This window comes from Marivibrio halodurans (genome assembly GCF_017963645.1).
Lineage (GTDB): Bacteria > Pseudomonadota > Alphaproteobacteria > UBA8366 > Aestuariispiraceae > Marivibrio > Marivibrio halodurans.
This window is the reverse complement of the sequence record NZ_JAGMWN010000001.1, coordinates 534405-559848: the sequence shown is the minus strand read 5'-3', so window position 1 is coordinate 559848 and position 25444 is coordinate 534405. Positions and strand designations below refer to the sequence as shown.

Sequence of the window (25444 nt, the reverse complement as noted above, 5' to 3'; positions counted from 1 at the left end):
AACGGCGGATAACACGGTCTTACGACTTCGACGGGGTCCGTTCGACGATGGCTTCGCTGTCCTCGTCGTCGTAATCGTCCTCGTAATCCTCGTCGTCATAGTCCTCGTCGTCGTAATCGTCCTCATCCTCTTCGTCATACTCGTCCTCGTCCATCTCTTCCGTGGGCGGGCGGCCACGGACCGTGGCGCGGACGGGCGGGCGCTGATTGTGGAAGTGACGGGCGATGGCTTCCGCGAGGGTCTGAAGCTCGATGAAGTTATCGGCCTGCCGGCGCAATTCGTCGGCGATCATCGGCGGCGAGGTCTTGATCGTGCTGACGACCGAGACGCGCACGCCCTTGCGCTGCACGGCCTCGACCAGGCTGCGGAAATCACCGTCGCCGGAGAAAAGCACGACGTGATCCAGATGGTCCGTCATCTGCAACATGTCGATGGCGAGTTCCATGTCCATGTTGCCCTTGACCTTGCGGCGGCCCTGGGCGTCGGTGAATTCCTTCGCCGGCTTGGTGACCATGGTATAGCCGTTATAGTCGAGCCAATCGACCAGCGGGCGGATCGGGGAATATTCCTGATCCTCGAACAGCGCGGTGTAGTAGAAGGCGCGGATCAGCCGACCCTCGCCACGAAATAGTTCCAGGAGTTTCTTATAGTCGATATCGAAACCAAGGCTCTTCGCGGCGGAGTAGAGGTTCGAGCCGTCGATGAATATTCCGAGCTTCTCGAACTGGTAAATGCCGAGCTTCATATGCCTGCGATCTCCTTACGCGCGATCGATTTCCGTGTAATCCGAACGGGGCTGAAACGGAAATTAGGTGAAAGTAGCAAATTGCCGTGGGCGAGCCCCGCCGCCGCTTCGGATAAGCGCATCTCTATACGCCGGGGGGATGCGACACAAGACGTTCCGAAAAGCGCCATTTTCATGAAATCGTGAGGCCAGCCGCCTGTCGGAGATGGCGCGGCGGGGTTGCATCGGGTGGGCGGCCTGCCTATAGTCCGGCACTTGCCGGGTGATGCGCGGCTTCGCGCGCGCCGGCTGGAGACCCAAGAATCGCGCGACGGGAGCGATGGATACGGCCGGGGACACGGATCGGCCGGAACCCATCGGATGCCCGCCGCGCCGCAGCGCTTGAGAGGACCGTTCATGGCACGCGTTACCGTCGAGGATTGCGTAGAGAAGGTTCCGAACCGGTTCGAGCTTGTCCTGATGGCCGGACAACGCAGCCGCGATATCGCCAACGGCAGCGAACTGCAGGTCGACCGCGATCGCGACAAGAACCCGGTCGTCGCGTTGCGCGAGATCGCCGAGGATAAGCTGGATACCGAGTATCTGAAGGATTCCCTCGTGCGTGGCCTGCAGAAGCATATCGAGCAGGACGAACCCGAGGAGGAGGACATGCTGGAAATGGCCGCCGCCGCGCTGTTGAGCGAGGAGAGCGAGGGCACGTCCGGTCAGTCCCGTCCGGAAGGCGAGGAAGGCGAGGGCGATGCCGCCGAAGCCAAGGCCGCCGCCGAGGCGATGTTCGAGGATGTCGACCCCTCCGACCGCGAGGATTGAGGGCGCGGGGCGCGCCGCGCCCCTTGAAATCGATCGTTTTAAAACCGCCCGGCGCCGAACGGCCCGGGCGGTTTCGTTTTCGGTGGAGAGGGTGCCTATTGGACGGTGGCGCGGGGGAAGCCGTTCGTCAGGCCAGAAGGTCGACCGTCACGCTCGGCCCGGCCGCCGGTGCCGGCGCGAGGCTGTCGAGCGCGCGTTCGACCTCCCGCAGGGCGCGTTCGCCGGCCTTGATGTCCCGATCGGCGTCGGATTCGCCGTCCTCCGCGCGGAGCTTGCGTTTGGCCGCTTCCATGATGGTCTTCAAGGCGGCCTTGATCTGTCGGATTTCGGCCGCGAATTCGCTCTCCGCGCGGCTTTCTCCGAAGCGTTGCGCCATCTGGCCGACCAGGGCGTTGGCGCGGTTCCGGATGGCCTCGCGTTCTTCCTCGCGCGGGGAGGGGGACGGCGCCGTGTCGGAGCCGTCGCCGGTTTGGCCGCGCGCCTTGCCGTCCGCGTCTTCGTCCGGTTTACCGGGCGCGCCTTCATTCGCGGGGGACTGATCCGGCGTTGGCGTGGCCGTGGCCTGAATCGAGGTGGACTGCGGGGGTGTTGCCTCAGCCGTTGTCGTGGTCTCCGCTTCGGACGCGCCCGACGTGGTGGCGCCCGCTGTCGGCGGGGGCGTCTGGCCCGCCATGGCCCCGCCCGTCACGCCCGCGCCGGCCGTCGGCGTTACCGTGGCCGTCCCACCGGAGGCGGTATAGTCCTTGACCGCGGCGGCGAGTTCGCGTGCGAGGCGCGAGGCTTGCCGTGCCGCTGCCTCCGGATCGGCCGCGGCCAACAGGCGCAGCATCGCGAGTTGCGCCTTGATCCGTTCGATCTTCTGGCGGGCTGCTTCCTTGCGTTGATCCCCGGCGTTCTCGCGAACGGCCTCCATACGGTCCAGGACGCTCCGTGCCTCGCCGATCTGGGTGCGTAGGGCATTTGCGCCTTCCGGGTCGGATTTCTCCAACATGGCGAGGATGGATTCGCTTCCGCTTTCGTTCCCGCGCATCCGCATGCCCGTGCTCTGCCCTGGGCGCTTGGCCATGTCGAGCAGGGAGAACAGATTCTGACGCTGAATGATCGGGTCCGTCACGGGACGATCCTTCCTCGGAATAAACCGGTCTTCGACCTTCCCGCGCCGAGGCATTCGATGCTGGGAAGAGAGCCTCGCATTGACTATATCATAAGCCATGGAGGGGCATGCAAATTGGTCGCAAGCCCCATGCCATTCGCGAGGCACGGTTCGGTGCCGACCCTCTCCGAAGTGCCATGCGGCTTGGCCTTGCAGGGGCTCGTCATTGCGTGTCTTCTTCGCGTAAGGCGGTTGGTTCGAGCGGTGATACGGGCGGTTTCCGGCGATGTTGCGCCAATATGAATTGGTCGAGCGTGTGAAGACCTACGAGCCCGGCGCGGACGAGGACGCGCTGAACCGGGCCTATGTCTTCACCATGCGCGCGCACGGCACGCAGAAACGCGCCTCGGGCGATCCCTATTTCTCGCATCCGGTCGAGGTCGCGGGCCTGTTGAGCGAGAAGCGTCTCGACAGCGCCTCGATCATCACCGGCCTGCTGCATGATACGGTGGAGGACACCGAGACGACCGTCGCCCAGATCGGGGACCTGTTCGGTCCGGAAATCTCCGGCCTCGTCGACGGCGTTACCAAGCTCTCCCAATTGGAACTGCAATCGGATCGCTCCAAGCAGGCGGAGAATTTCCGCAAGCTGGTCCTCGCCATGTCCCAGGATATCCGGGTCCTGGTGGTCAAGCTCGCCGACCGGCTGCACAACATGCGCACGCTGCATTTCATCAAGGCGAGCGAGAAGCGCCGGCGCATCGCGCGCGAGACAATGGATATCTATGTGCCGCTGGCCGAACGCATCGGTATCCGTGACTGGAAGGAGGAGCTGGAGGATCTCGCCTTCCAGGAGCTCAATCCGGATGCCCGCGCCTCGATCATCAAGCGGCTTGCGTTTCTGCGCGAGCGGGGCGGCGACCTGATCGGGCGCGTGCGCGTGACGCTCGCCGAATTGATCGAGAAGGAAAGTGTCGCGGCCGAGGTCAGCGGTCGCGAGAAATCGCCCTATTCGATTTGGCGCAAGATGCAGCGTCAGAATGTCGGCTTCGAGCAACTGTCCGACATCATGGCTTTCCGGGTGATCGTGGACACGGTGGCCGATTGCTACCGCGTGCTGGGGGTAATCCATGCCCGGTATTCCTCGGTGCCGGGACGGTTCAAGGACTATATCTCGCTGCCCAAGCCGAACGGTTACCGGTCGCTCCATACCGGCGTGATCGGTCCGGAGAATCAGCGCATCGAGATTCAGATTCGTACCCGTGAGATGCATGAGGTCGCGGAACTCGGCGTCGCGGCGCATTGGCGCTACAAGGATTCCGGGAAATCACGCAGCGCGCCCAGCACGGAAGGCCGGCAGTACCGCTGGCTGCGTGAATTGCTGGAGATTCTGGAGAACGCGGCCGGCCCGGAGGATTTCCTGGAACACACGAAGATGGAGATGTTCTCCGATCAGGTCTTCGTGTTCTCGCCCAAGGGCGATCTCTTCGCCCTGCCGCGTGGTTCGACCCCGGTCGATTTCGCCTATGCGGTCCATACCGATATCGGCGACCGCTGCACGGCCGCGCGCGTCAACGGACGGATCATGCCGTTGCGCACGCAATTGCGGAACGGCGATCAGGTGGAGGTCGTTACCTCCAAGGCGCAGACGCCGAGCCCGGCCTGGGAGAGCTTCGTCGTCACGGGCAAGGCGCGGGCCTGTATCCGGCGCTTCATCCGCTCCCAGCAGCGCGAGCAGTATCTGCGTCTTGGCCGCGAGATCGTGGAGAAGATCTTTCATCAGTTTCATTACGAACTGACGGAGAAGGCGCTGAAAGGCGTGCTCAAGCGCTTCCGGGTGGACTCCGTGGAAGATTTGCATGTCGCGGTCGGGGAAGGGCGGGTCACGGGGCGCGAGGTGCTCTATGCCGTCTATCCGGGCGCCAAGGACCAGCAGCAGCCCCAGCGCAAGGTCAAGCCGAAGGGGGGCGGCGCCGACGGCATGACGCGCGAGGATCGTGGCAGTACGGTACCCTTGCGGGGTTTGATTCCGAACATGGCGATCCATTATGCGAAATGCTGCCATCCGCTGCCGGGGGACCGTATCGTCGGTATCGTGACGACGGGCAAGGGGGTGACGATCCATACGGTGGATTGCCCGACGCTGGAAAGCTTCTCCGACATGCCGGAACGTTGGCTGGATGTCGGCTGGGAAACCGGGGAGGGAACCAATAGCTTCGTCGGCCGAATCTCCGCCGTGCTCAGCAACGAACCGGGTGCGCTGGCGGCATTGACCAGCGTCATCGGGCGCGATGGCGGAAATATCACGAACCTGAAGTTCATCGACCGGAGCGAGGATTTCTTCGGTCTTCTGGTGGATATCGAGGTTCACGACGTGCGGCAGCTCAACAATATCATCGCGGCCCTTCGCGCTTCGGTTCTTGTCAACTCGGTCGAACGCGCGCAAAGCGGTTAGCAACCAAGGGGTAACGGGTAAGGGCGCGGGGCGTCCAAAGACGAGGGGAATGTTCAAACGGCGGAAGAAACGAGCGGTCGTGGCGCGGGTGAGGGAGGCTTTCTGGCCGTCGCTCGGCTGGGCGCGGTGGGTGGAGTATTTTCGCCATCGGTTGGGCCGCATGCCGGGGACGCCCTATGCGATCGCCTGCGGGTTCGCTTTCGGCGCGGCGATCAGCTTCACCCCCTTCATGGGGTTCCACATTCTGTTCGCGGGGCTGATGGCCTATTTCGCCCGCGGCAGTGTCCTGGCTTCCGCGATCGGAACGGTCGTCGGTAATCCCTGGACCTTTCCCTTCATCTGGCTTGGCATCTTCAAGCTCGGCAATCTGATCCTGGGAGTCAGCGCGGAGGATTTGCAGACGCACCGGCTCAGTTTCGGCTACCTGCTCGATCACCCCTGGGAGGTTTTCCTGCCGATGGCGGTCGGCGGCGTCACCGTTTTCGCCCCGGTCTGGGCGGCCTTCTTCTTTCCGTTGCGTCGGGCGATCGCTGGCTATCAGCATAGGCGTTTCCTGCGGCGTCAGAGCAAGACCATGGAACGCGCCCGTCGCGCCGTCGAAGTGGCGGCCGGGCGAACGCGGGGAGGTAGGCGATGATCATCGGGCTCGGTGTCGATCTGTGCGATATCGCGCGGATCGAACGCACGGTGGAACGCTTCGGCGAGCGGTTTCTCCTGCGCCTCTATACCGAGGGAGAAAGGGCGCGGGCGGCACGCCGCCCGGCCAAGCGCGCCGACCGTCTGGCCCAGATGTTCGCGGCGAAGGAGGCTTGCTCCAAGGCCCTCGGCACGGGTTTCCGCAAGGGCGTCTTCTGGCGCGACATGGAGGTGGTGCCGCTACGCTCGGGCAAGCCGACGCTGGTGCTCCATGGCGGTGCGCGCGCGCGGATGTTGAGCCTGATCCCGGACGGTTACGCGCCGCTGGTCGATGTCTCGCTCACGGACGAGAGCGGGCTCGCCCAGGCGACGGTGATCCTCTCCGCCGTTCCGGAGGGCGAGCGCGCCGCCTTCGAGGCGAAACGGGTTCTTTAGCCGCCGACCGTCAACTCCCCAGCGCCTGATCGTAATAGGCCCGGGCGCCCGCATGCATGGGGATGGCGGAGGGTGCGGCGGCATCCTCGATATCGGGAAACCGGCCGTCCGGATTGTCCGAGAGGTAAAGCTCGCGCGACGTACCCTGCCAGAGGGCGCGGGTGATGCTTTCGATCAATGCGTCCGGTTGATCCTGCCGCGTTACCCATTGCACGCCCAGCGAAAGGGTCGGCGTTTCCGGGACATCGCGATAAAGCGCCCCCGGGATCGTGCCGGAACTCAGGAAGGGATAGAGGGTTTGCATCTGTCGGGCGGGATAGCCGTCTATAGGGATCAGGCGGATCGGTACGCGCTCCGCCAGCGCCTGGATCGCTGCGATCGGAGGACCACCGACCTCGAACAGCGCGTCGATCTCGCCGTTGGCGAGTTGGTCGCTCGCCGGGCCGGGGTTGAGGAAGCGCGCGCTGAAATCCTCCAACGGCAGGCCATGCGTGCGCATCAGCAACAACGCGTTCGAGACCGTGCCCGACCCGCTGGGCCCGAGGGAGACGGCGCGGCCGCGAAGGTCATCGACCATCTCGATATCGGAATCGGCGCGCACGACCAGATGCATTGCCACGGGCGTTAGATTGGCGATGACACGAAGGGATGCGGCGGGAGGGCGATGCCGGAACGGGCCCGAGGCATTATAGGCCCAATAGGCCATGTCCGCATGGACCAGCGCGCTTTCCAGGTCGCCGTCGGCCAGCGATTCCAGGTTCTCGATCGACCCACCCTTGCTTTGCGCCACGGCGATCAGGCCCGGAACCCCGCAAATACCGCCCTGGTCGCACGGGCTGCCGCCTGGTGGACGGCTGATCCCGGCGGAAATCGCGGTCCCGAGCGCATAGAGTGTTTCCGCCGTCGGGCCGGTTCCGATTCGGAAGAAGGTCAGACTCTCCTCGGTTTCCAACGGGCCCGCCCGCACGGACGTGGAGGCGCCACCGATGAGCGGTAGAAGGGCGAGCAGCAGGAGAAGGGCGCGGGCAAGCATGGTCCTTCATACGCCCGCGCGGCTTGTAGCGTCAATTGGCCTAGTCGGGCCGGACGTCGTCGCCGTTCCCTTCGGCCGCCATGCGCGCGCGCAGACGGGTTAGGCCATAGACCGTATCGATCGTCGGCGCGGGGATATCCAGGCGGTGCGCCAGTTCGCGCACCGTGCCCAGGATCGCCTCCAATTCGATCGGCCGGCCGCGGTCGAAATCCTGGAGCATGGAGGTGCGGAAATCAGGCAGACTCTTGCCGGGACGGTCGATCCGATCCTCGATATCCTCGTCCAGCACCACGCCCAGCCGTGCGGCGACGGCTTGCGCCTCCTCCATCATCCGGCGCGCCGTCGCGCGCACGGCCGGCTCGTCCGTGATCGGCCCCATGGGGGCGGCTGTCAGGACCGAGATTGGATTGGCCCAGAGATTGCCCCAAAGCTTCATCCAAACGGCCTGCCGAATGTCCGGATCGATCGGCGCCTCGAATCCGGCATTAGCCAGGGTCGCGGCGAAATCCTCCAGCCCGTCGGGCGAGGTTCCGAGCACGGGGCCAAGGATCAGGCGGCGATATCCGGAACTTTCCACCCGGCCGGGGGCCAGGGTCCGGGCCGCGACATAGACGACGCATCCCGACAGGCGCGTGGCCGGGAAGGCCCGCGCCAGCGCGCCGTTCGGGTCCACGCTGTCGATCCGCGCCCCTCCTGGGGGGTGATCGGCCACGCCCTCGAAATACCACCAGGGAAGACCGTTGATCGCGGGCACGACGAGCGGCCGGGCCGATAGAAGCGGCTCGATCGCCGGTAGGGCGGGCTCGATCTGATGCGCCTTGAGGCCCAGCAGCACGACGTCCTGGGGCGGCAATGTCGCCGGGTCGTCGGTGACGGTCAGGGGGGCGGTGATCTCCGTTCCGTCCTCCGCCAGAATCAGGCCGTTCGCTTCGATCGCGGCCAGCGTGTCGCCGCGTGCGACGACGCTGACGCTCTGTCCGGCCGCCGCCAGGCGCGCGGCGATCGTGCCGCCGACGGCGCCGGCACCGAAAATCGTGATACGCATTCTTCTCCGTTCCCGGTTGTCGCGCGGGATCGTGCCGCGTATCCGAAAGGTCTGCTATCCTGACGCATGTGACAAGCCCAGGCCGTGCCGGCATGCAAGCCCAGGCCGTGCCGGCATGGCGGAGGAGAAGACGGAAGCGATGAGGAAGCTGTTGGTCGGATTGGGATTCGTCGCCGTCATCGCGGCGGCCGGCGCGGCCTATCTGTTGACCTTGGGGCGCGGCGATCTCGTCGTGCAGGATGCGCGGATCGTCGCCACGCCGGAGGCACCGCGTGACGCGAAGCTGTTCGCGACCATCGCCAACGGCGCGGGCGAGGCCGATCGCCTGATCGGCGTCGCGACCGATCTGGCCTGGGGCTGCGGGTTCCACGGGCCGACCGCCGCCGGCGGCGCCACGCCCTATATCGATATTCCGGCCGAAAGCATCGTGACGCTCGGCCCCGGCGGCGCCTATATCGACTTGTCGAATATCGGGCAGCCCGTCAGTGTCGGCGATTCCGCCGTGCTGACCCTCGTCTTCGAGCGGGCCGGCAAGATTCCGGTCAAGGCCTATGTGGCCACGCCCATCGCCGCCGACGCGCATGGCAGCGTTCTATACGAACCCGCGTCGGCGGGGGAGCCGGTTCCGACCCTTGCGCTCGGCGCCTCGCCGATGGCGGATGGGCGTGTCGCTCTCGAACTGGCGTTGGAGAATTTCACCTTCGACCGGGGCGCGGTCGATGGACCGCACACCCCCGGCAAGGGCCATGCCCATCTCTATATCGACGGGGTCAAGATTGGCCGTATCTATGGCCCCCGCTACGAGACGGAGCCGCTCGCCCCCGGCCGGCACGAGATCGAGGTGGTGCTGAACACCAACGATCATCGCGCCTATGCCGTGGCGGGCGTGCCGATCGCCGGCACTGTCAGTGTCGCCATAGAGTAGGGGGAAATGTCCGACTATCAGCCCTCGACAAGGGCGCGCAGCTTCCTTAGTGCCTGATCCTGCTCGTCCTTGAAGCTGATGACGTCGACGAATTCCCCTTCCGCATCCATCAGATAGACGGCGGCGGTGTGGTTCATCGTATAGTCCTCGCCGTCGTCGAGCGGGACCTTCTCCTTGTAGATCTTGTAGGTATTCGCCATGGAGTCGATTTCCGCCTCGGTCCCGGTCAGCGGGATGATGCGGTCGCTGAAGGCCTCGACGTAATAGGTCATGGTCTCCGCGTCGTCGCGCGCGGGATCGACCGTGACGAAGGCGAAGCGCATATCGTCGGCCTGCTCGCCCAGCGCGTCGATCCAGCCCGCCATTTCGTTCAATGTGGTCGGGCAGACATCCGGGCAATGGGTGAACCCAAAGAAGATGGCGAAGGGCTTGCCCTTCAAATCCGCTTCGCTCACCCGTTCGCCGCCCGTGGTCTCCAGGTCGAACGGCCCGCCGATTTGCGGGCCGTCCGTCTTGGTGGATCGCGGGCCGTCCGGCTGCGAGGAGAGGATGGTCCAGGCGACCCCGCCGGCCGCGAGCAGGATCGCGACCGCGGCGACGATGATCAGGGGGATGGTGCGTGGCATCTGTCTCCCGCCTCCTTATGCATTGGGTGACTTTATTCGGCCGGGGCGTTGTCGTGTCCGTGATCGTGCCCAGGACCGCTCGCCCCCATCGGGGCGATGTGGAACGGCACCTCGACCGGGCCGGCCTTCTCGAAGTCGAGCGTCACGGTAACCGTCCCGCCCTCCTTCAGCGGCTGCTTCAGCCCCATGAACATGATGTGCAACCCGCCCGGTTCCAGCGACACCGCGCCGTCGGCCGGAATCGCCAGGCCATCCGGCAAGGGGCGCATCTTCATCGTCTCGCCTTCCATCTTCATCTCGTGGACCTCGACCCGGTCGGCGAAGCCGGCGCTGCCGCCGGTCAGGCGGTCGCCTTCCGCGCCGTCATTATGGATCGTGAGATAGCCGCCCCCCACCTTGGCGCCCGGCGGCGTGGCACGAACCCACGCCTCCATGAGCGCGAGATGGCCGTGCATCACATGGTCATGATCGTCTGCCTCATGGGCACTGGCGGGGGTGGAAACCGCGAGGAACTGGATCGCGAGCGTCGTGGCGGCGATAAGGGCGAGGGCACCGGCGGTCAGCACCGGCAAGATGAAACGATTGGATAGGCGCATGGTCTGTCTCCATCACTCTGCGGGGCGGGACGCTTAGTGCTGCCGAAGCATTCACGTTCGTTGCGCGCCGCGTCGGCCCCTTAATGTCTGGGAAGGTCGGGTGGGATCAGACCGTTTCCGGCGGACCGCGCGGAGGCGGTGGCGCCGCCTCGGTTACGGTGAAGGGGGCCCGCCCGCCGGGAAGCAGATAGCTGAGGGGCTCCGGCGTCGCCATTTGGGCGACGGGCGTCGTCGGCACGGATATCGGCGCGCACAAGGACTTCGCGAGAAGGCAGGCGGGGCAGAGGATATCGTTGCCCGGTCCCCAGGGGGTATTATCCGCCACGGGCTGGGCCGCGCCGTAGCAGATCGGCCCGGCGACCGCGCTCGCCGCCGTTAGCTCCGGGGAGGGAAGGGGCGCTCCGTTCGCTTGCGGAACTGCCGGGCGAAAGCCCAACCCGGCGCCCAACGCCATCAGCAGATAGAGCCCGGCAGCCAGGGTGGAGAGCGCCTTGAAGCACCGGCGTCGCGGTGCACCGGACCGGGCGCGCCGTGCTTCGGCCATCGGCCGGTTATGCGGGGCGGGGCTCCTCATAACCCGACTTATCCCCGTGTCCGGGGTGTGCCGTCAACGGGAAAGCCGTGCAAACGGCCGCGACGCGTCGGCGTGTCGCGGCCGTTTCCGGTGGTTTTACGCCGTCGCACGGCTGTATCCGGCCGCGATCCTCAGTGATTGAGGATCTGGCTCAGGAACAGCTTCGTGCGTTCGTTCTGCGGGTTGTTGAAGAAGGCTTCGGGCTCGTTCTGCTCGATGATCTCGCCGCCATCCATGAAGATCACGCGGTTCGCGACCTTGCGGGCGAAGCCCATTTCATGGGTTACGCAGATCATGGTCATGCCGCTTTGCGCCAGATCGATCATGGTATCGAGCACTTCCGAGATCATCTCCGGGTCGAGGGCCGATGTCGGCTCGTCGAACAGCATGATGCGCGGGTTCATGCACAGCGATCGGGCAATGGCCACGCGTTGCTGCTGACCGCCGGAAAGCTGGCCCGGATATTTATGGGCCTGCTCGGGGATCTTCACCCGCTCCAGATAGGTCATGGCGCTTTCGATCGCCTCTTTCTTCGGCACCTTGCGCACCCAGATCGGCGCCAGCGTGCAGTTCTCCAGCACGGTCAGATGCGGGAACAGATTGAAGTGCTGGAACACCATGCCGACTTCCATGCGCACGGCATCGATGTTCTTCAGATCGTTGGTAAGCTCGATATCGTCGACGACGATGCTGCCGCGCTGATGTTCCTCCAGCCGGTTGATGCAGCGGATCATTGTCGATTTGCCCGACCCGGACGGGCCGCAGACCACGATCCGTTCCCCCCGATGGACGGTCAGGTTGATATCCTTCAGCACGTGGAAATCGCCGTACCACTTGTGCATCCCGTTGATCTGGATCGCGACCTCGTCGGAGATTTCCATCGCCGCCCCCGTGCTTTCCGCGGTGTTCGCCATCGTTGCAACTCCTCCTCGGGCGCGCCGCCCGATCGTTTCCAGGGCCGGCGCGCGATGGTCGTGGTCCTAGCGCTTGTGGCCGGTATGCAGCTTGCGCTCCAGATAGATCGAGTATCGCGACATCCCGAAACAGAAGACGAAGTAGATGAGCGCGATGAAGAAATAGGCCTCGTGCTCCAACCCCAGCCATTTCGAATCCGTGACCGAGGATTTAGCGATCAGCAACAGGTCCATGAGGCCGATGATGCTGACCAGCGAGGTATCCTTGAACAAGCCGATGAAGGTCGAGACGATCCCGGGGATCACGATCTTCAGGGCCTGCGGCAGGATGATGAGGCGCATCTTCAGGAAGAAATTGAGGCCGAGGGAATCCGCCGCCTCGAACTGTCCCTTTGGAATCGCCTGCAACCCGCCGCGCACCACCTCCGCCATGTAGGCGGAGGCGAACATCGAGACGCCGACCAGCGCGCGGACGACATTGTCGAAATTCACCCCCTCCGGCAGAAAGAGCGGCAGCATGAACTGCGCCATGAAGAGGATGGTGATGAGCGGCACGGCGCGCACCAACTCGATAAAGCCGATGCAGAGCATTTGAACCGCCGGCATGGTGTGCGCGCGGCGGCCCAGCGCCAGCACGATTCCGAGCGGGAGCGACACGCCGATGGCGACGACCGAGAGCACCAGCGTCAACATCAGCCCGCCGAAGGTGTTGGTCGGCTGGACGGTGAGGTCCATGCCCCAGCTCATATAGATGATGACGAGCGCGGCATAGGCCAGAAGGAAACCGACCATCGTTCCCAATGCGTCCCGCCGCTGGCGCGACCATAGGCCGAGGGCCCCGCCGCCGATCAGCAGGATGGCGTAGATCGCGATGCCGAAGCCGGATTGAAGGCTTTCCACATTGAGGGGACCGTAGAGCAGCGAGACCGACAGCCAGGGAAAGGCCGCGACGACCGCGATCGCGCAGGCCGATCGCGGCGCCTTCAGATAGGATGCGATCGCGACCGCCGCCAGGAAGAGGAAGACGCCGGCGGCGACGGCGAGGTTGAGGCTGGCCACGGTGCCGATGCCGCCGATCGCCCAGATCGCCCAGAACAGGGCGAATAGGGCGAACCCGCCGCTCGCCACCTTGCGTGGCACCTGCTCGAACAGGATCGGTATCGCCAGGAACAGCAGCATCAATCCGACCAATGTCGGTCGCCAATAGTTCTCCATGTCGTAGAAGCCATAGAAGAACAGGTTGATGCGCGCGCCGATGAAGCCCCAGCAGGCGCCCGCCCCCTCGAAGCGGCAATCCTGGTTCGATTGCGCGTCCCAGACGGGCGAGATCAGGGCCCAATCGACCAGCGGCGGTACCACCAGATAGAACAGGTAGAGGACCGCGACTGTCCCGATCGAATTATACCAAGTGCTGAAAAGGTTCGAACGCAGCCAGTGGATGATCCCGACCTCCGACTTCGGCGGCGGCAGGCTCTCATGGCGCTCGGTCTTGACGTAGGAGATATCCGTCATGGCTTACCGCTCCACCAGCGCGATGCGCTTGTTGTACCAGTTCATGAACAGCGAGATCAGCAGCGAGATCGTCAGATAGACGAGCATGGTGAGCGCGATGATCTCGACCGCATTGCCGGTCTGGTTCAGGGAGATGCCGGTGAAAACGTTCACCAGGTCCGGATAGCCGATGGCGATCGCCAACGACGAGTTCTTGGTCAGGTTCAGATACTGGCTGGTCGTCGGCGGCACGATAACGCGCAATGCCTGCGGGATGATGATCTTGCGCATGGTCAGGCCGGGCCGTAGGCCGAGGGCGAAGGCGGCCTCCGTCTGGCCATGGCTGACCGCCTGGATGCCGGCGCGCACATTTTCCGCGATGAAGGCCCCGGTATAGAAGGTAAGCGCCGCGAGCAGTGCCCAGAAGGCGGCGGGCGCCTGTGTCCCTCCCTGGAAATTGAAGCCCTGTAGCGAGGGAATATCCCATGTGACCGGGAAACCGGTGACGATCAGGGCCAGCAGCGGTAGGACGGTCACGAGCCCGACCGACGTCCAGAAGACCGGAAATTGCTCTCCCGTCGCGTCCTGGCGCTTCTTGGCCCATTTGGCGAGCACCACGACCGCGCCGATCGCGAGGATGAGCGAGATCGGAAACAGCATGAAGCCCGGTTCCGGCACCGGCACCGGGAAGGTCAGGTAACGGTCGTTGAGGAATATCACCTCGCCGATGTCGAGCGAACTGCGCACATTCGGAAGCGAGAGGAAGACGCCGAAATACCAGATCAGGATCTGGAGCAGCAGCGGCACGTTGCGCGTGCCTTCGATATAGATCGCCGCGACGAAGGATATCAGCATGTTGCTGCTGAGCCGCAGCACGCCGACGATGAAGCCGACGACGGTCGCCAGCACGATACCGCAGAAGGATATCAGGATCGTATTGACCAGCCCCAGCAGGAACACGTCCCCATGGGTCGACGAGTTCATGTCGAAATTGGTCAGGTTGAAGTTCGGACTCGTCGGCATGAAGCCGGCGATTTCGCCCAGGAACTCGAAGCCGGGCTCTATCCCCAGCCGTGCCAGATTCTCGATCGTATTGTCGACGATGAACCATACGAACGCCACGAACAACGAGATGACGACGACCTGCGTCATGATCGCTCGATTGCGCTGATCGCGCCAAAAGCTCGCCTTCGGCGCCGAACTGCTGCCGATTTCCACAGCCATGTGCCGTTTTACCCCCTGATCCTCGCGCGATACCGCCCCCCATTCATGGAGTGGCGGGAAGCGCGTGCCCCGATCCGGCTACCGCCCCCCGACGGTTACCGGGCCGCTTTGCTCGTGAATCCCCCCGCTGGATTCCTAAGCCAGAGTTGAAGCCCGGAGTTCGCGACACCGACCCGGACTGTCCGGGGTCTCGATCGCTTCTCCAATGCCTTTTTGCTTATACACTTCGAAATACCAAAAGAATCGATGGAAGCCCGCGCACCGAAATTCGATGCGCGAAAGAAAAGGGCCGCGAACCCCTTTCGGGATCCGCGGCCCGATTTCTCACCGGAACGGGGGCGAATAGAGGATGCCACCATCCTTGTAGAGCGCGTTCAGCCCGCGATCGAGGCCGACCGGGGTGTTCGGGCCGATATGGGCCTCGAAGATTTCCCCGTAATTGCCGACCGTCTTGATGGCGTTCAGCGCCCAATCGGCCTCGAGGCCGAGCATGCCGCCGAGGTTACCCTCGGAGCCGAGCAAGCGACGGATTTCCGGGTTCTCGGACTCAAGCATCGAATCCGCGTTCTCGGAGGTGACGCCGAACTCCTCGGCGGTAACCAGGGCGTTCAACGTCCAGCGGGCGATGTCGCCCCACTGGTTGTCGCCGTGACGAACGAGCGGACCCAGCGGCTCCTTGGAGATGATTTCCGGCAGCAGCATGTGCGTGTCCGGCTCCTGCAGAACCGCGCGTTGCGCGGCCAGGCCCGAACGGTCCGTCGTATAGACGTCGCACGCGCCCTGGTCATAGTTCTGACGGGCTTCCGCGGAGTCCTCGACCACGACGGGGGTGAAGCTCATATTGTTGGTGCGGAAGTAGTCGGCCAGATTGAGTTCCGTCGTCGTGCCGGACTGGATGCAAACCGACGCGCCGTCGAGTTGCGTGGCGGACGTGATGCCCATGTCCTTGCGGATCATGAAGCCCTGGCCGTCATAGTAGTTGACGCCGATGAACTCGAAACCGAGGTCGACATCGCGGCTGAGGGTCCAGGTGGTGTTGCGCGCCAGCACGTCAACCTCACCCGACTGCAGCGCCGTGAAGCGCGTCTTGCCCGTTGTCGGCGTGTATTTGACCTTGTCCGGGTCGCCGAAGATCGCGGCCGACATGGCGCGGCAGAAATCGACATCGAAGCCCGTCCAGTTGCCTTCGTCGTCGGGCGAGGCGAAACCGGCCAGACCGGTCGTGACGCCACAGTCGAGATAGCCCTTGGCCTTGACGTCGTCGAGCGTGGCCGCGTTGGCGACCGTCGCCCCGAACGCCAGTGCCGCGCCGGCGGCCATCAGCGTTTTGAGTTTCATGCTGTTGTTACCCCTATGCTTCAGTCTGCGCCGGCTGCCGCCCGGGCCCGAGCGGCCACGGATCCGGAATGCCGACCCTGTTAGCCCAAAGCCGAATGGCACCATCACGCGGCAAGGGCAGTTCCCTCACCGGCTTGGCGCCGAACGGCCCCTAAGGGGCTTGAACGCGGTCTTCGCCCGTCAAGTCGTGTCGCAAAGTGAAGTCCCCGTGAAGCCCCTGGTGATCACGCTGTCCGCCGGCTTCCACCTCCACCGCCTCGCCGACCCGGCAAGGCGGCGAAACGGCAAATTCCGATCGCCGCGTGATCATTTGTGCGTATAGACTGGCAGGACTCCGCACCGCATTCCAGTATTTAATTATCGACCCCCCGCGAGAAGATCGAATTTTGCGGCCGAATGCCCGTCCTTTTATGGAGATTGCCGAGAGATGGGGCGGTTCGGTAACCTCCTCTCTCGATCGGAGGGGGATCGCGCAAATCGTGGCCGGGGCGCGGTCGCCAAGGCGTTGCGTTGCAAGGACAGGACAGCATGACCATGCCGACCAAGCCCAAGACACCCGTGCCGCTCGCCTCGCGCGAGGAGTTGATCGACGACATGGCCCTGCCGTTCCTCGACATCGCGGAACGGTTGGAGGCCTGTCGCCTGAACGGCGCGGACCCGGAGACCTGGAAGGCGGTCCTGGAAACCAATCTTTTCCTGTGGCGGTTCATCTCGAACTTTCTGCCCAAGCATTTCGATCAGGCGGTTACGACGGAGACGCGAGATCTCCTGCGCCGGATAAGCGACTTCATGGTGAAGGTCGGCGTGGCGCTCGACGAGGGGCCGCAAAAGGATCCGAACCTGATCGCAAAGGTGGTCCATTTGAACCTCAATATGTGCGACCAGATCCTGGCGATGCGCGCCGGCCGGGAGGGGTAGGCCCTTCCCATTCGGGGGAGGGCACGCCTTCCGGCGCCGGCCGCGATATACCACCGCGCCACGATTAGGGTCGGACGAACGCCGTGGGGGCTCTACGATGGGGGCGATGGTGAGGCGCGGCGGTGGGAATGGAGGCGGGAAGGCTCTCGCATGACACTCGACCGGTCCCTGACGCTTCCCTGCGGGGCCGTACTCCGCAACCGGATCGCCAAGGCGGCGATGTCCGACGAACTCGGCGATGGCCGGGGTGGCGCCACCCCGCCTCAGGCGCGCCTTTATGAGCGTTGGGCCCGGGGCGGACTTGCCCTCTCGATCGTCGGGGAGACGCAGATCGATCCCGACCATCCGGAGAATTGCGGCAATCTTCTCCTTTCGCCCCTACCGGACAAGACGGCATTGCGTGACCTCGCGACGCGGGCAACCCAGGATGGGGTGCATCTCTGGGCGCAGTTAGGCCATGCCGGGGCGCTGGCCGTGCCGGTGGCGGGCAGGGTGCGGGCCCCTTCCGCGATCGAGGCCGGGGGCATCCGCGCGGAGGAAATGAGCGCGGAGGCCGTCGCCGCCCTGCCGATGCGCTTCGCCCAGGCCGCCGCCAATGCGATCGCGGCCGGTTTCACCGGCGTCGAGATCCATGCGGGCCATGGTTTCCTGTTGAGTCAGTTCCTTTCGCCGCTTTTCAATCGGCGGACCGATCGTTGGGGCGGCGATGCCGAAGGGCGGAGCCGGATCGTGCTGGCGATCGTGGCGGCCATCCGTGCGGCGGTCGGGCCGGCGGTGCCGATCGGCATCAAGATCAACGCGACCGATCAGTTGGAAGGCGGTGTCACGGAACGCGATTTCCTACGAACGCTGGCGTTGCTCGACGGCAGCACGCTCGACCTCGTCGATATCAGTGGGGGGGCCTATTTCCCCGGCGCCAAGGCGGCGAGCGACGGGGCGGGGAAGGGCCCCTATTTCCTGGAGGCCGCGCGCAAGGCCCGGTCCGTCACCGGGAAGCCGCTGATGACGGTTGGCGGGTTCAAGACGCGGGCTCAAGCAATGGCGGCGATTGAATCGGGCGCGGTGGATGTCGTCGGGTTGGCCCGGGCACTGGTGCTCGACCCCGATCTCCCGACCAAGTGGATCGCGGGCGAGGATGCCGATCCGACCTTCCCCCGCTTCGCGGAAACGATCCCCGGCGGCATCACCGCTTGGTACACCTGCCGCATCGCGTCCATCGCGCGGGACGGCGGGAATAACGATGGGACGGATTTCGGGATGAGCCTGGAGGAAGCCGTGGAACGGGTCGAGGGCCGCCGCGCGGTCAACGCCACGCGCTGGCGCGCCGCCTATGGGATCGATGAAGACCTTCTAGGGGGTGGGTGATCGCATCGGGGCCCGCCGAGGGGTGGCGTCCAAGGGTGACGTCGGCAATGCGCGCGTATCGTTGTCCCCATGCATGCAAGGATGGCATATGCGGCGGCGGCGCTGCTGTTTTCGACGGTCCTTTGGAGCGCGCCGGCCATGGCCGATCCGTCGATCGATGTGGCCCCGGGCGTCGTGGCGTACGAGGCGGGCGACTACGCGCGCGCCCATGATCTCCTAAAGCCCGCCGCCGATGCGGGCGACCTCCAGGCGCGCTACCTCATGGCGCGGTTGCTGAGCGGCGACCTCGCGGATCGCACGGACTATCAACAGGCCTTTGCTTATCTTGATCAGGATGTTCGCTGTCGCTCGCCTGGCGCATTGGCTCTATTTGCTTATGTTTCCTGGCATGCAGGGCCCAGGGGCGGGACGCTTCAAGAAACGGCCCTTGCATATAAGGAGGCGGCGCTCGGCGGTAATCTTGAGGCGCTAACGGGACTGGGACTTTTGCTTGGTCGGGATTTGGAACGACCTTTAGAGGGGGGAGCATATCTGCTGGAAGCGAGCGAATTAGGTGAGCCGTCCGCTATCGAATTTATCGAATCCGTGGAGGATTCAGAATTAGGACGTTTGTCTCTCGAGCGGCTCCGAATTATCGTCGAGGAGCAGCCGTTCGCTGTACGGTGGCCGCTCCTCGACGACGAAACTACTCAGTGTCGTTTTTAGGTCTTGGTATGGTTATTCGCAGTATATTTTCTTCGATGGTGCGCGAAACTCCATCTTCCAAGATGTTGCCGGCGATTGAATTTCCAAGGCCGCTTTCTCTCAACATCTGGATAGTCCCGGCTTTCGCACCCCCATTCGCGGCGAAGGCGATCGCGGCCTTGGCGGCGATGCGGTTTCGCGCGTCGGTTCGGAGTCCGGGGGGAGGGGGAGAGCACCCCAGCTTTGCGCATTTTGGGTGCGAACACGCAAGAACGATAGCAGCTCTTTGATAATTGTGAGGAAGGGTTTTGACGCGTATCTTTGCCTCCATGCATGTAAGGATGGCGTATGCGGCGGCGGCGCTGCTGTTCTCGACGGTCCTTTGGAGCGCGCCGGCCGTGGCCGATCCGTCGATCGATGCAGGCCCGGGCGTCGCGGCGTACGAGGCGGGCGATTACGCGCGTGCCCATGATCTCCTGAAACCAGCGGCGGAGGCCGGTGATATCCAGGCTCGGTATCTGATGGCGCGTTTGCTGAGCGGCGACCTCGCGGATCGCACGGACTATCAACAGGCCTTTGCTTATCTTGACGCGAAAACAAGGTGTTTTTCAGTTGATGCTCTAAATTTCTATGCGAATGCAATGCTTCGATATCATGGGGAGGAAAGATATACTATCCTGGTAGAGGAAATTGAAATATATAAAGAAGCTGCGGGAGCAGGAAGTATTAAGGCACTTTTCAATATGGGTTTGACGATTACAAAAAATATGAGAAAGCCGGTTCTTGGCGCATCCTATGTTTACGAGGCGGCTGAGAAGGGCGATCCTCAGGGATCGCAGATTATCAAGCGAATTAAGGCTGACCACTCAGGGGATATCGCTCTCGCTCGAATTAGAAAACTGGTGAGGGAGCAACCGTTCGAAGTACGTTGGCCAGCCCTCACCAGCTTCAGGAGACAATGCCCTGCATTTTAGTCTTTCCTGATCGCGCCGTCGAACCCCCTGTAAATCGCTTCGGCTGCTCCGCTTTCGATAACCGTCCTGCGTACCTCACCTCTCCGACAAGCTTGGTCGCGTGCCTGACGATCCGCGCGGCCCCGGCTTTCGCGCCCCCGTTCGCGGCGAAGGCGATCGCGGCCTTGGCGGCGCCGGCGACGGTCATGCCGATATCGAGCGCGGTATCCGCCGCCCGTTCCCGGCCATCGAGAACGCGCGCCGCGTCCTGGCCCAGTTCGCGCGCCAGGCCGGGGTCGAGGTCTGGGTGCGGCACGCCGGGAAGGTCATCCTCCCGGGCGGTGAGGTCGGGAATGCGCGCCGCGAGGGCATCGATCTTGTCGTCGAAGGCGCGCTGACGGCCCGGCGCGGGATTGCCGGGCCCATGGCCGCGCGCGATCTCGCCACGGCTCGTCCGGCCGAGTGCCTTATAGGCCTCGATCGCCGGGTCCATCAAAGCGCGTCGTTCCCGCTCGATCTCGAACCGGGTGGCCTTGGCGGCGGCTTTTTGATCTGGCGTCAGCCGGTTGAAGGCCGTCCGGTTCGCGCGCATGCCGGCATGGGTTTTCGGGTCGCGCGCGAGCGCGTTGGCGTGGTCGAGGGCGGCCTTCACCGTTTCCGGGTTCGCGCCGAGCGCGGATGTGCGTTCCCGGACATAGGCCTTGACGGCGGTCGAGAGCGCGGAGCCTTCGCCATAGCGCGCATCGGCCTCGGCGAGCGCGCGTTGCGCCTGTTCGCCCCTTAGCCGTTCCGTCGCGCGTAGCGTGCCCAGCATGTCGATCGCGCGCGCGCTGGCCGTCACATCGTCGGGGGTCGGCGACGAACGGGCCAACGTGATGCGGGGCGATTTCTACCGGCTTGCGCCTGGAACGAGCAGGCCGTACGTTTCATCGCATGCGTCTTATTGGTGCAGCGCTTCTGCTTTTCGGCCTCTGCGTCGCGACCGTTCCGCGAGCCGCGGGCGCGCCGGAATCGCCACGCGCCGGCGCCTTGTCCATTGAACGGCAGATCGAGGTGCTGTCCGCGCTCGGTGCGCGCGACGAACTGACGGCGCGGGCGCTGCGGGCCTATGGTTTTCAGGCGGCGAAGCGCGCGCGGGTCTATGAGGCGGCACCCATCCTGCGGGCCTTGGCCAAGGCGGGTGATGCGGAGGCCCTGTACGCGTATATCGATCTACGGGCGGGCTACGCCTTGCCCTACGATCACGCGGCGGAGGCGGATGCATTGCTGCGCGCGGCGGCGGCGGATGGCGACGATCGGGCGGCCGCCCGGATCATCTGGCGCGCCCTGACTTCCGATCAAGCGGTCGCCGCGTTCGACTATGATTTTTTCAAGGAAACGCCGGAAGTGGCGCAACGGACCCTCGAGGCGTTGCGCGGGCGGGCCGAGGCGGGCGAGCCCCATGCCCAGGCTTACTGGGGGGCGCTTCAGTTCCTCGAGCCGCCGGTGGTCTCGCGCTCCTTCGAGACGGGCTTTGCCATGCTGCGCGCGGCGGCGGCCCATGACGTCGCCTTCGCGCATGAGATGCTGGGGCGGCGATTGCTTCTGGAGGACGGGTATTTCGATGACCGCCGGGAGGAGGGGCGCGAGCATTTGCGCCGCGCGATAGAGTTGGCGGGGCGCGGTCGCGTGGTCCGCCACTTGGTCGGCTCGCTAATCCGGGCGGCGGACGGCGACAGGGAGGACCCGCGCTATAGAGAGGCGTTTCGTCTGGCGGGTGCCTCTCTCGCCGAGTATGGCACGACTTGGGTGGCGGGATATGCCATGAGCCTGTTCGAGGAGCCGGAGCGGCTTGAGTTGCTCCGGCTCCTGGCGATCGAGGCGGCTGACCGTGGGAACGGGTTCGCGCGCAACTTCCTATCCAACTTTTATTGGGAAGGGGCTTATGAGTTCAAGAACGCTGCCCATTCGGCGTTCGGGAAAGACCTTGGGAAGCATGTCGCATGGCGTCTGCTTATGTTCGATGATCTGCCGATCCCGCGCGCGCGTTGGAAGCCGGCGGGCTCCGTTTTGACGGATGAAGACTGGCGGCAGAAGACCGATCAGGAGGTGATTGAAGAGCGCCGTGAAACCCTGTCGCGCGATCTGGATGGCGCCTTGGTCGATGAGGCGTTACGCGAAGGCAAGGCGCTCGCCGACGCGTTTCGCGCCGGCGATCGAGAAGCGCTTCTCGGCCCGCTGGGTCACCCGGATTTCAGCGACGGGGCCACTCCCAATTGACACTGTAATCGAACCGCATGTCGTCAATCAGCACCTCATGGAGCGGTCGATTGAACCGGACTGTCCTGGACACCGTCGGAATGAAGACGCGGGAGCGATGGCGGCTTTTCGATAATTGAACCAACGTGGATCGGCGCGTATCTTTCTCTCCATGCATGCAAGGATGGCATATGCGGCGGCGGTGCTGCTGCTCTCGACGGTCCTTTGGAGCGCGCCGGCCATGGCCGATCCGTCGATCGACGCAGGCTCGGGCGTCGCGGCGTACGAGGCGGGCGATTACGCGCGTGCCCATGATCTCCTGAAACCAGCGGCGGAGGCCGGTGATATTCAGGCTCGGTATCTGATGGCGCGTCTCCTGACCGGCGATTTGCCGGCCTCGACCGACTTTCAATTAGCCCTCGGCTATTTGGATGAGCGAACAAGATGCTACAATCCGGCTTCCTTGAACCTCTATGGCTACAGCTATCCGAGGGCCCACGGCGAAAGCGTTGCCGCGAGCCGCCATCAAATACTCGCGTATAAAGAAGCGATGCTGGCGGGAAACCTGAGGGCCGCGTTCAATTTGGGGAAAACCGTCACGGAAGACTTCGATCGACCGTTCATAGGCGCCTCTTACATTTGGGAAGCATCGGAAAAGGGACATGCTGCTTCTCGGGGAATCGTCGAGGGCATTAAAAGAACCGAACATGCAGTTCTCACGGAGCAAAGGATCACGGAAATAATCGAGAATGAGCCTCCGGAACTTCGGTGGCCCACGCTCAACAAGTCAGCAAGAATGTGTCCCCGGTTCACCGTTCTTCAGGCCGTGGACTGATAAGAGTGCGCAATATTTCTTCTGCCGCCGCTTCAGCGGCCCCCTTACCCAGTTCGCTGCGATAAGAAGATATTGTTGAAAGCCATTTAATGGGGGTATTTATAAAATTATGCATTCAATGGCCGCATGTCTTGCAGCATTTCTTATGTTCGTGACCGTCTTCGGCTCCATGCTGGCAGCCGACGATTCTTCCGTCGATGTAGCCGACGGCGTTGCGGCCTATGAAGCGGGTGATTACCCGAAAGCTTACGAACTTTTGAAGCCGGCAGCGGATGCTGGCAACTTTCAGGCAAGGTATCTCTTAGCTCAACTCCTGTCCGGCGATCTCCCAGACAGAACCGACTTCGACGCTGCGTTAAGCTATTTGGATGGGCAAGTCCGATGCCAGTATTCCGCAGCCTTAAGTCTATTTGGATTTCTATATCAGAGTGTCCATCCGACCGAAGAGGGACTTCTTCGTGCCGCTTTGATATACAAGGAGGCGGCAAGAGCCGGTAATCGCGTGGCTTTGGCGAATTTGGGTGGGGTGGTCGGAAAGGATTTAGGTCGTCCGCTCACCGGCGCCGCGTACCTCTTCGAAGCGGCGCAATTGGATGATCCAGAGGGGCTGCGCTTTATGTCAGTCGTGCGAAGTTCGTCCAATGCGGACGCGACGATCGCCGCGATTCAAGCACTGATCGAGGAGAAGCCGTTTGAAGAACGCTGGCCCCTCCTCGATCCAAGTGAAGCTAATTGTCCTGACCTGGTTTCCGTTTGGCAAAGCCCTCGAAAGCGCGCTGCAACGTCTCGCTGATGCCGGTCTCGGCCGCCCCTTTCTCCAATTCGCGAGCCCCGCCATCTCTGTATATTCGGCCGACGATTTCCGATGCGGCTTTTTTCGCACCGCCGTTCGCGGCGAAGGCGATCGCGGCCTTGGCGGCGATGCGGTTTCGTGCGTCGGTTCGGAGTCCGGGGGGAGGGGTAGAGCACCCCAGCTTTGCGCATTTGGGGTGCGAACACGCAAGAACGATAGCAACTCTTTGATAATTGTGAGGAAGGGTTTTGACGCGTATCTTTGTCTTCATGCATGCAAGGATGGTATATGCGGCGGCGGTGCTGCTGTTCCCGGCGCTTCTTTGGAGCGCGTCGGTCGTGTCCGATCCGTCGATCGACGGAGGCCCGGGTGCCGTGGCCCCGGGCGTCGCGGCGTACGAGGCGGGCGACTACGCGCGTGCCCACGATCTCCTGAAACCAGCGGCGGAGGCCGGTGATATCCAGGCTCGGTATCTGATGGCGCGTTTGCTGAGCGGCGACCTCGCGGATCGCACGGACTATCAACAGGCCTTTGCTTATCTTGACGCGAAAACAAGGTGTTTTTCAGTTGATGCTCTAAATTTCTATGCGAATGCAATGCTTCGATATCATGGGGAGGAAAGATATACTATCCTGGTAGAGGCAATTGAAATATATAAAGAAGCTGCGGGAGCAGGAAGTATTAAGGCACTTTTCAACATGGGTTTGACGATTACAAAAAATATGAGAAAGCCGGTTCTTGGCGCATCCTATGTTTACGAGGCGGCTGAGAAGGGCGATCCTCAGGGATTGCAGATTATCAAGCGAATTAAGGCTGACCACTCAGGGGATATCGCTCTCGCTCGAATTAGAAAACTGGTGAGGGAGCAACCGTTCGAAGTACGTTGGCCAGCCCTCACCAGCTTCAGCAGACAATGCCCTGCATTTTAGTCTTTCCTGATCGCACCGTCGAACCCCCTGTAAATCGCTTCGGCTGCTCCGCTTTCGATAACCGCCCTGCGTACCTCACTCTCTCCGACAAGCTTGGTCGCGTGCCTGACGATCCGCGCGGCCCCGGCTTTCGCACCCCCATTCGCGGCGAAGGCGATCGCGGCCTTGGCGGCGATGCGGTTTCGCGCGTCGGGTGGGAGGTGGCGGAGGGTGTCCGGGTTCGTGGGGTCGAGGCCGTGTTTCTCGATTTCGGCCGCGAGGCCGGCGTCGGCGGCGTCCTGGGCGACCTTGGCGGCGCCGGCGGCGTCGAGCCCGATGGCGGCGGCGCGGGCGAGGCCCTTGGCGCCGGCTCCGGCCGCGCCGCCCGGTAGGATGGCGCCGGCGACGGTCATGCCGATATCGAGCGCGGTATCCGCCGCCCGTTCCCGGCCATCGAGAACGCGCGCCGCGTCCTGGCCCAGTTCGCGCGCCAGGCCGGGGTCGAGGTCTGGGTGCGGCACGCCGGGGAGGTCATCCTCCCGGGCGACGAGGTCGAGAATGCGCGCCGCGAGGGCATCGATCTTGTCGTCGAAGGCGCGCTGACGGCCCGGCGCGGGATTGCCGGGCCCATGGCCGCGCGCGATCTCGCCACGGCTCGTCCGGCCGAGTGCCTTATAGGCCTCGATCGCCGGTTTGCGGCATGTGCGGGTATGAGGGATAGGGCGTGGATGATTGTACCGGCGGGCAGGTACGCGTATCTTTGTCTCCATGCATTCAAGGATAGCATATGCGGCGGCGGCGCTGCTGTTC

At 63.7% G+C, this 25444-nt stretch carries 26 protein-coding genes; 13 read left to right on the top strand and 13 right to left on the bottom strand.

The window, feature by feature from the left end; all coding sequences use genetic code 11:
• Nucleotides 1-19: 19 nt before the first annotated feature.
• Entirely contained in the window at nucleotides 20-745 is a 726-nt protein-coding gene (locus KAJ83_RS02570; RefSeq protein ID WP_210680441.1) for a LabA-like NYN domain-containing protein, read from the bottom strand.
• Nucleotides 746-1141: 396 nt separating this feature from the next.
• Between KAJ83_RS02570 and rpoZ the strand changes: the two genes are divergently transcribed.
• Nucleotides 1142-1555, top strand: a complete 414-nt coding sequence (gene rpoZ, locus KAJ83_RS19580) for a DNA-directed RNA polymerase subunit omega (RefSeq protein WP_210680440.1) — start codon at nucleotides 1142-1144, stop codon at nucleotides 1553-1555.
• A gap of 127 nt (nucleotides 1556-1682) precedes the next feature.
• Here rpoZ and KAJ83_RS02560 read toward each other — a convergent pair whose 3' ends face one another.
• Nucleotides 1683-2669 (bottom strand): hypothetical protein, encoded by a 987-nt coding sequence (locus tag KAJ83_RS02560; protein WP_210680439.1) that lies wholly within the window; start codon nucleotides 2667-2669, stop codon nucleotides 1683-1685.
• A 265-nt stretch (nucleotides 2670-2934) separates the two neighbouring features.
• Between KAJ83_RS02560 and KAJ83_RS02555 the strand changes: the two genes are divergently transcribed.
• From KAJ83_RS02555 to acpS, 3 genes are read left to right on the top strand one after another with little or no spacing between them, the layout of a single operon-like run.
• Nucleotides 2935-5103: a RelA/SpoT family protein gene (locus KAJ83_RS02555; protein WP_210680438.1), complete on the top strand. Its 2169-nt coding sequence runs from the start codon at nucleotides 2935-2937 to the stop codon at nucleotides 5101-5103.
• Nucleotides 5104-5152: 49 nt separating this feature from the next.
• Nucleotides 5153-5740 carry a DUF2062 domain-containing protein gene (locus KAJ83_RS02550; protein WP_210680437.1) on the top strand — a complete coding sequence of 196 codons (588 nt, stop codon included), beginning with the start codon at nucleotides 5153-5155 and terminating at the stop codon, nucleotides 5738-5740.
• On the top strand, nucleotides 5737-6174 hold the full coding sequence (gene acpS, locus KAJ83_RS02545) for a holo-ACP synthase (RefSeq protein WP_210680436.1): 438 nt from the start codon (nucleotides 5737-5739) through the stop codon (nucleotides 6172-6174). Before KAJ83_RS02550 ends, acpS begins: the two co-directional genes overlap by 4 nt.
• Nucleotides 6175-6184: 10 nt before the next feature.
• Here acpS and KAJ83_RS02540 read toward each other — a convergent pair whose 3' ends face one another.
• Both KAJ83_RS02540 and KAJ83_RS02535 read right to left on the bottom strand, forming a co-directional pair.
• The gene (locus KAJ83_RS02540) at nucleotides 6185-7207 is read right to left on the bottom strand and encodes a TAXI family TRAP transporter solute-binding subunit (RefSeq protein WP_210680435.1); all 1023 of its coding nucleotides are present in this window, start codon (nucleotides 7205-7207) and stop codon (nucleotides 6185-6187) included.
• A 40-nt stretch (nucleotides 7208-7247) separates the two neighbouring features.
• Entirely contained in the window at nucleotides 7248-8252 is a 1005-nt protein-coding gene (locus tag KAJ83_RS02535) for a ketopantoate reductase family protein (RefSeq protein ID WP_210680434.1), read from the bottom strand.
• A 139-nt stretch (nucleotides 8253-8391) separates the two neighbouring features.
• Between KAJ83_RS02535 and KAJ83_RS02530 the strand changes: the two genes are divergently transcribed.
• The gene (locus KAJ83_RS02530; RefSeq protein WP_210680433.1) at nucleotides 8392-9177 is read left to right on the top strand and encodes a copper chaperone PCu(A)C; all 786 of its coding nucleotides are present in this window, start codon (nucleotides 8392-8394) and stop codon (nucleotides 9175-9177) included.
• Between the two features lie 17 nt (nucleotides 9178-9194).
• Here KAJ83_RS02530 and KAJ83_RS02525 read toward each other — a convergent pair whose 3' ends face one another.
• The 7 genes from KAJ83_RS02525 to KAJ83_RS02495 form a co-directional block, all read right to left on the bottom strand.
• Nucleotides 9195-9803 carry an SCO family protein gene (locus KAJ83_RS02525; protein ID WP_210680432.1) on the bottom strand — a complete coding sequence of 203 codons (609 nt, stop codon included), beginning with the start codon at nucleotides 9801-9803 and terminating at the stop codon, nucleotides 9195-9197.
• A gap of 32 nt (nucleotides 9804-9835) precedes the next feature.
• Nucleotides 9836-10399: a copper chaperone PCu(A)C gene (locus tag KAJ83_RS02520; RefSeq protein ID WP_210680431.1), complete on the bottom strand. Its 564-nt coding sequence runs from the start codon at nucleotides 10397-10399 to the stop codon at nucleotides 9836-9838.
• A 106-nt stretch (nucleotides 10400-10505) separates the two neighbouring features.
• The gene (locus tag KAJ83_RS02515; protein WP_210680430.1) at nucleotides 10506-10973 is read right to left on the bottom strand and encodes a hypothetical protein; all 468 of its coding nucleotides are present in this window, start codon (nucleotides 10971-10973) and stop codon (nucleotides 10506-10508) included.
• Between the two features lie 131 nt (nucleotides 10974-11104).
• Complete coding sequence (locus tag KAJ83_RS02510; protein ID WP_210680809.1) at nucleotides 11105-11854, bottom strand: amino acid ABC transporter ATP-binding protein; 750 nt, start codon at nucleotides 11852-11854, stop codon at nucleotides 11105-11107.
• Between the two features lie 99 nt (nucleotides 11855-11953).
• A complete protein-coding gene (locus KAJ83_RS19180) occupies nucleotides 11954-13399 on the bottom strand; it encodes an amino acid ABC transporter permease (protein WP_246484158.1) in 1446 nt (481 codons plus the stop codon).
• 3 nt (nucleotides 13400-13402) lie between these two features.
• Nucleotides 13403-14602 carry an amino acid ABC transporter permease gene (locus KAJ83_RS02500; protein ID WP_210680429.1) on the bottom strand — a complete coding sequence of 400 codons (1200 nt, stop codon included), beginning with the start codon at nucleotides 14600-14602 and terminating at the stop codon, nucleotides 13403-13405.
• Between the two features lie 324 nt (nucleotides 14603-14926).
• On the bottom strand, nucleotides 14927-15940 hold the full coding sequence (locus KAJ83_RS02495; protein ID WP_210680428.1) for an amino acid ABC transporter substrate-binding protein: 1014 nt from the start codon (nucleotides 15938-15940) through the stop codon (nucleotides 14927-14929).
• A 528-nt stretch (nucleotides 15941-16468) separates the two neighbouring features.
• Between KAJ83_RS02495 and KAJ83_RS02490 the strand changes: the two genes are divergently transcribed.
• The 4 genes from KAJ83_RS02490 to KAJ83_RS02475 all read left to right on the top strand — a co-directional run bounded on the left by KAJ83_RS02490 (nucleotide 16469) and on the right by KAJ83_RS02475 (nucleotide 19881).
• On the top strand, nucleotides 16469-16858 hold the full coding sequence (locus tag KAJ83_RS02490) for a hypothetical protein (protein WP_210680427.1): 390 nt from the start codon (nucleotides 16469-16471) through the stop codon (nucleotides 16856-16858).
• A gap of 150 nt (nucleotides 16859-17008) precedes the next feature.
• Nucleotides 17009-18223 (top strand): oxidoreductase, encoded by a 1215-nt coding sequence (locus KAJ83_RS02485; RefSeq protein WP_210680426.1) that lies wholly within the window; start codon nucleotides 17009-17011, stop codon nucleotides 18221-18223.
• A 138-nt stretch (nucleotides 18224-18361) separates the two neighbouring features.
• Nucleotides 18362-18928: a hypothetical protein gene (locus KAJ83_RS02480; protein ID WP_210680425.1), complete on the top strand. Its 567-nt coding sequence runs from the start codon at nucleotides 18362-18364 to the stop codon at nucleotides 18926-18928.
• Nucleotides 18929-19215: 287 nt separating this feature from the next.
• A complete protein-coding gene (locus KAJ83_RS02475) occupies nucleotides 19216-19881 on the top strand; it encodes a sel1 repeat family protein (RefSeq protein WP_210680424.1) in 666 nt (221 codons plus the stop codon).
• Here the strand turns inward: KAJ83_RS02475 and KAJ83_RS02470 are convergent.
• Entirely contained in the window at nucleotides 19856-20701 is an 846-nt protein-coding gene (locus KAJ83_RS02470; RefSeq protein ID WP_210680423.1) for a hypothetical protein, read from the bottom strand. The genes KAJ83_RS02475 and KAJ83_RS02470 overlap by 26 nt on opposite strands.
• 188 nt (nucleotides 20702-20889) lie before the next feature.
• Between KAJ83_RS02470 and KAJ83_RS02465 the strand changes: the two genes are divergently transcribed.
• From KAJ83_RS02465 to KAJ83_RS02450, 4 genes are all read left to right on the top strand, one after another.
• On the top strand, nucleotides 20890-22119 hold the full coding sequence (locus KAJ83_RS02465; protein WP_210680422.1) for a hypothetical protein: 1230 nt from the start codon (nucleotides 20890-20892) through the stop codon (nucleotides 22117-22119).
• A 220-nt stretch (nucleotides 22120-22339) separates the two neighbouring features.
• Entirely contained in the window at nucleotides 22340-22933 is a 594-nt protein-coding gene (locus KAJ83_RS02460) for a sel1 repeat family protein (RefSeq protein ID WP_210680421.1), read from the top strand.
• 118 nt (nucleotides 22934-23051) lie between these two features.
• Nucleotides 23052-23726 carry a sel1 repeat family protein gene (locus tag KAJ83_RS02455; RefSeq protein WP_210680420.1) on the top strand — a complete coding sequence of 225 codons (675 nt, stop codon included), beginning with the start codon at nucleotides 23052-23054 and terminating at the stop codon, nucleotides 23724-23726.
• A gap of 248 nt (nucleotides 23727-23974) precedes the next feature.
• The gene (locus KAJ83_RS02450) at nucleotides 23975-24655 is read left to right on the top strand and encodes an SEL1-like repeat protein (RefSeq protein WP_210680419.1); all 681 of its coding nucleotides are present in this window, start codon (nucleotides 23975-23977) and stop codon (nucleotides 24653-24655) included.
• Here the strand turns inward: KAJ83_RS02450 and KAJ83_RS02445 are convergent.
• A complete protein-coding gene (locus KAJ83_RS02445; protein ID WP_210680418.1) occupies nucleotides 24652-25404 on the bottom strand; it encodes a hypothetical protein in 753 nt (250 codons plus the stop codon). The two genes, KAJ83_RS02450 and KAJ83_RS02445, sit on opposite strands and share 4 nt — an antisense overlap.
• Between the last annotated feature and the right edge of the window lie 40 nt (nucleotides 25405-25444).

Bases quoted from the DNA above. Each gene is read 5' to 3' on its own strand.
- KAJ83_RS02570 (WP_210680441.1), bottom strand. From the start codon at position 745: ATGAAGCTCGGCATTTACCAGTTCGAGAAGCTCGGAATATTCATCGAC.
- rpoZ (WP_210680440.1), top strand. From the start codon at position 1,142: ATGGCACGCGTTACCGTCGAGGATTGCGTAGAGAAGGTTCCGAACCGG.
- KAJ83_RS02555 (WP_210680438.1), top strand. From the start codon at position 2,935: ATGTTGCGCCAATATGAATTGGTCGAGCGTGTGAAGACCTACGAGCCC.
- KAJ83_RS02550 (WP_210680437.1), top strand. From the start codon at position 5,153: ATGTTCAAACGGCGGAAGAAACGAGCGGTCGTGGCGCGGGTGAGGGAG.
- acpS (WP_210680436.1), top strand. From the start codon at position 5,737: ATGATCATCGGGCTCGGTGTCGATCTGTGCGATATCGCGCGGATCGAA.
- KAJ83_RS02540 (WP_210680435.1), bottom strand. From the start codon at position 7,207: ATGCTTGCCCGCGCCCTTCTCCTGCTGCTCGCCCTTCTACCGCTCATC.
- KAJ83_RS02535 (WP_210680434.1), bottom strand. From the start codon at position 8,252: ATGCGTATCACGATTTTCGGTGCCGGCGCCGTCGGCGGCACGATCGCC.
- KAJ83_RS02530 (WP_210680433.1), top strand. From the start codon at position 8,392: ATGAGGAAGCTGTTGGTCGGATTGGGATTCGTCGCCGTCATCGCGGCG.
- KAJ83_RS02525 (WP_210680432.1), bottom strand. From the start codon at position 9,803: ATGCCACGCACCATCCCCCTGATCATCGTCGCCGCGGTCGCGATCCTG.
- KAJ83_RS02520 (WP_210680431.1), bottom strand. From the start codon at position 10,399: ATGCGCCTATCCAATCGTTTCATCTTGCCGGTGCTGACCGCCGGTGCC.
- KAJ83_RS02515 (WP_210680430.1), bottom strand. From the start codon at position 10,973: ATGAGGAGCCCCGCCCCGCATAACCGGCCGATGGCCGAAGCACGGCGC.
- KAJ83_RS02510 (WP_210680809.1), bottom strand. From the start codon at position 11,854: ATGGAAATCTCCGACGAGGTCGCGATCCAGATCAACGGGATGCACAAG.
- KAJ83_RS19180 (WP_246484158.1), bottom strand. From the start codon at position 13,399: ATGACGGATATCTCCTACGTCAAGACCGAGCGCCATGAGAGCCTGCCG.
- KAJ83_RS02500 (WP_210680429.1), bottom strand. From the start codon at position 14,602: ATGGCTGTGGAAATCGGCAGCAGTTCGGCGCCGAAGGCGAGCTTTTGG.
- KAJ83_RS02495 (WP_210680428.1), bottom strand. From the start codon at position 15,940: ATGAAACTCAAAACGCTGATGGCCGCCGGCGCGGCACTGGCGTTCGGG.
- KAJ83_RS02490 (WP_210680427.1), top strand. From the start codon at position 16,469: ATGACCATGCCGACCAAGCCCAAGACACCCGTGCCGCTCGCCTCGCGC.
- KAJ83_RS02485 (WP_210680426.1), top strand. From the start codon at position 17,009: ATGACACTCGACCGGTCCCTGACGCTTCCCTGCGGGGCCGTACTCCGC.
- KAJ83_RS02480 (WP_210680425.1), top strand. From the start codon at position 18,362: ATGGCCGATCCGTCGATCGATGTGGCCCCGGGCGTCGTGGCGTACGAG.
- KAJ83_RS02460 (WP_210680421.1), top strand. From the start codon at position 22,340: ATGGCCGATCCGTCGATCGACGCAGGCTCGGGCGTCGCGGCGTACGAG.
- KAJ83_RS02455 (WP_210680420.1), top strand. From the start codon at position 23,052: ATGGCCGCATGTCTTGCAGCATTTCTTATGTTCGTGACCGTCTTCGGC.
- KAJ83_RS02445 (WP_210680418.1), bottom strand. From the start codon at position 25,404: ATGGAGACAAAGATACGCGTACCTGCCCGCCGGTACAATCATCCACGC.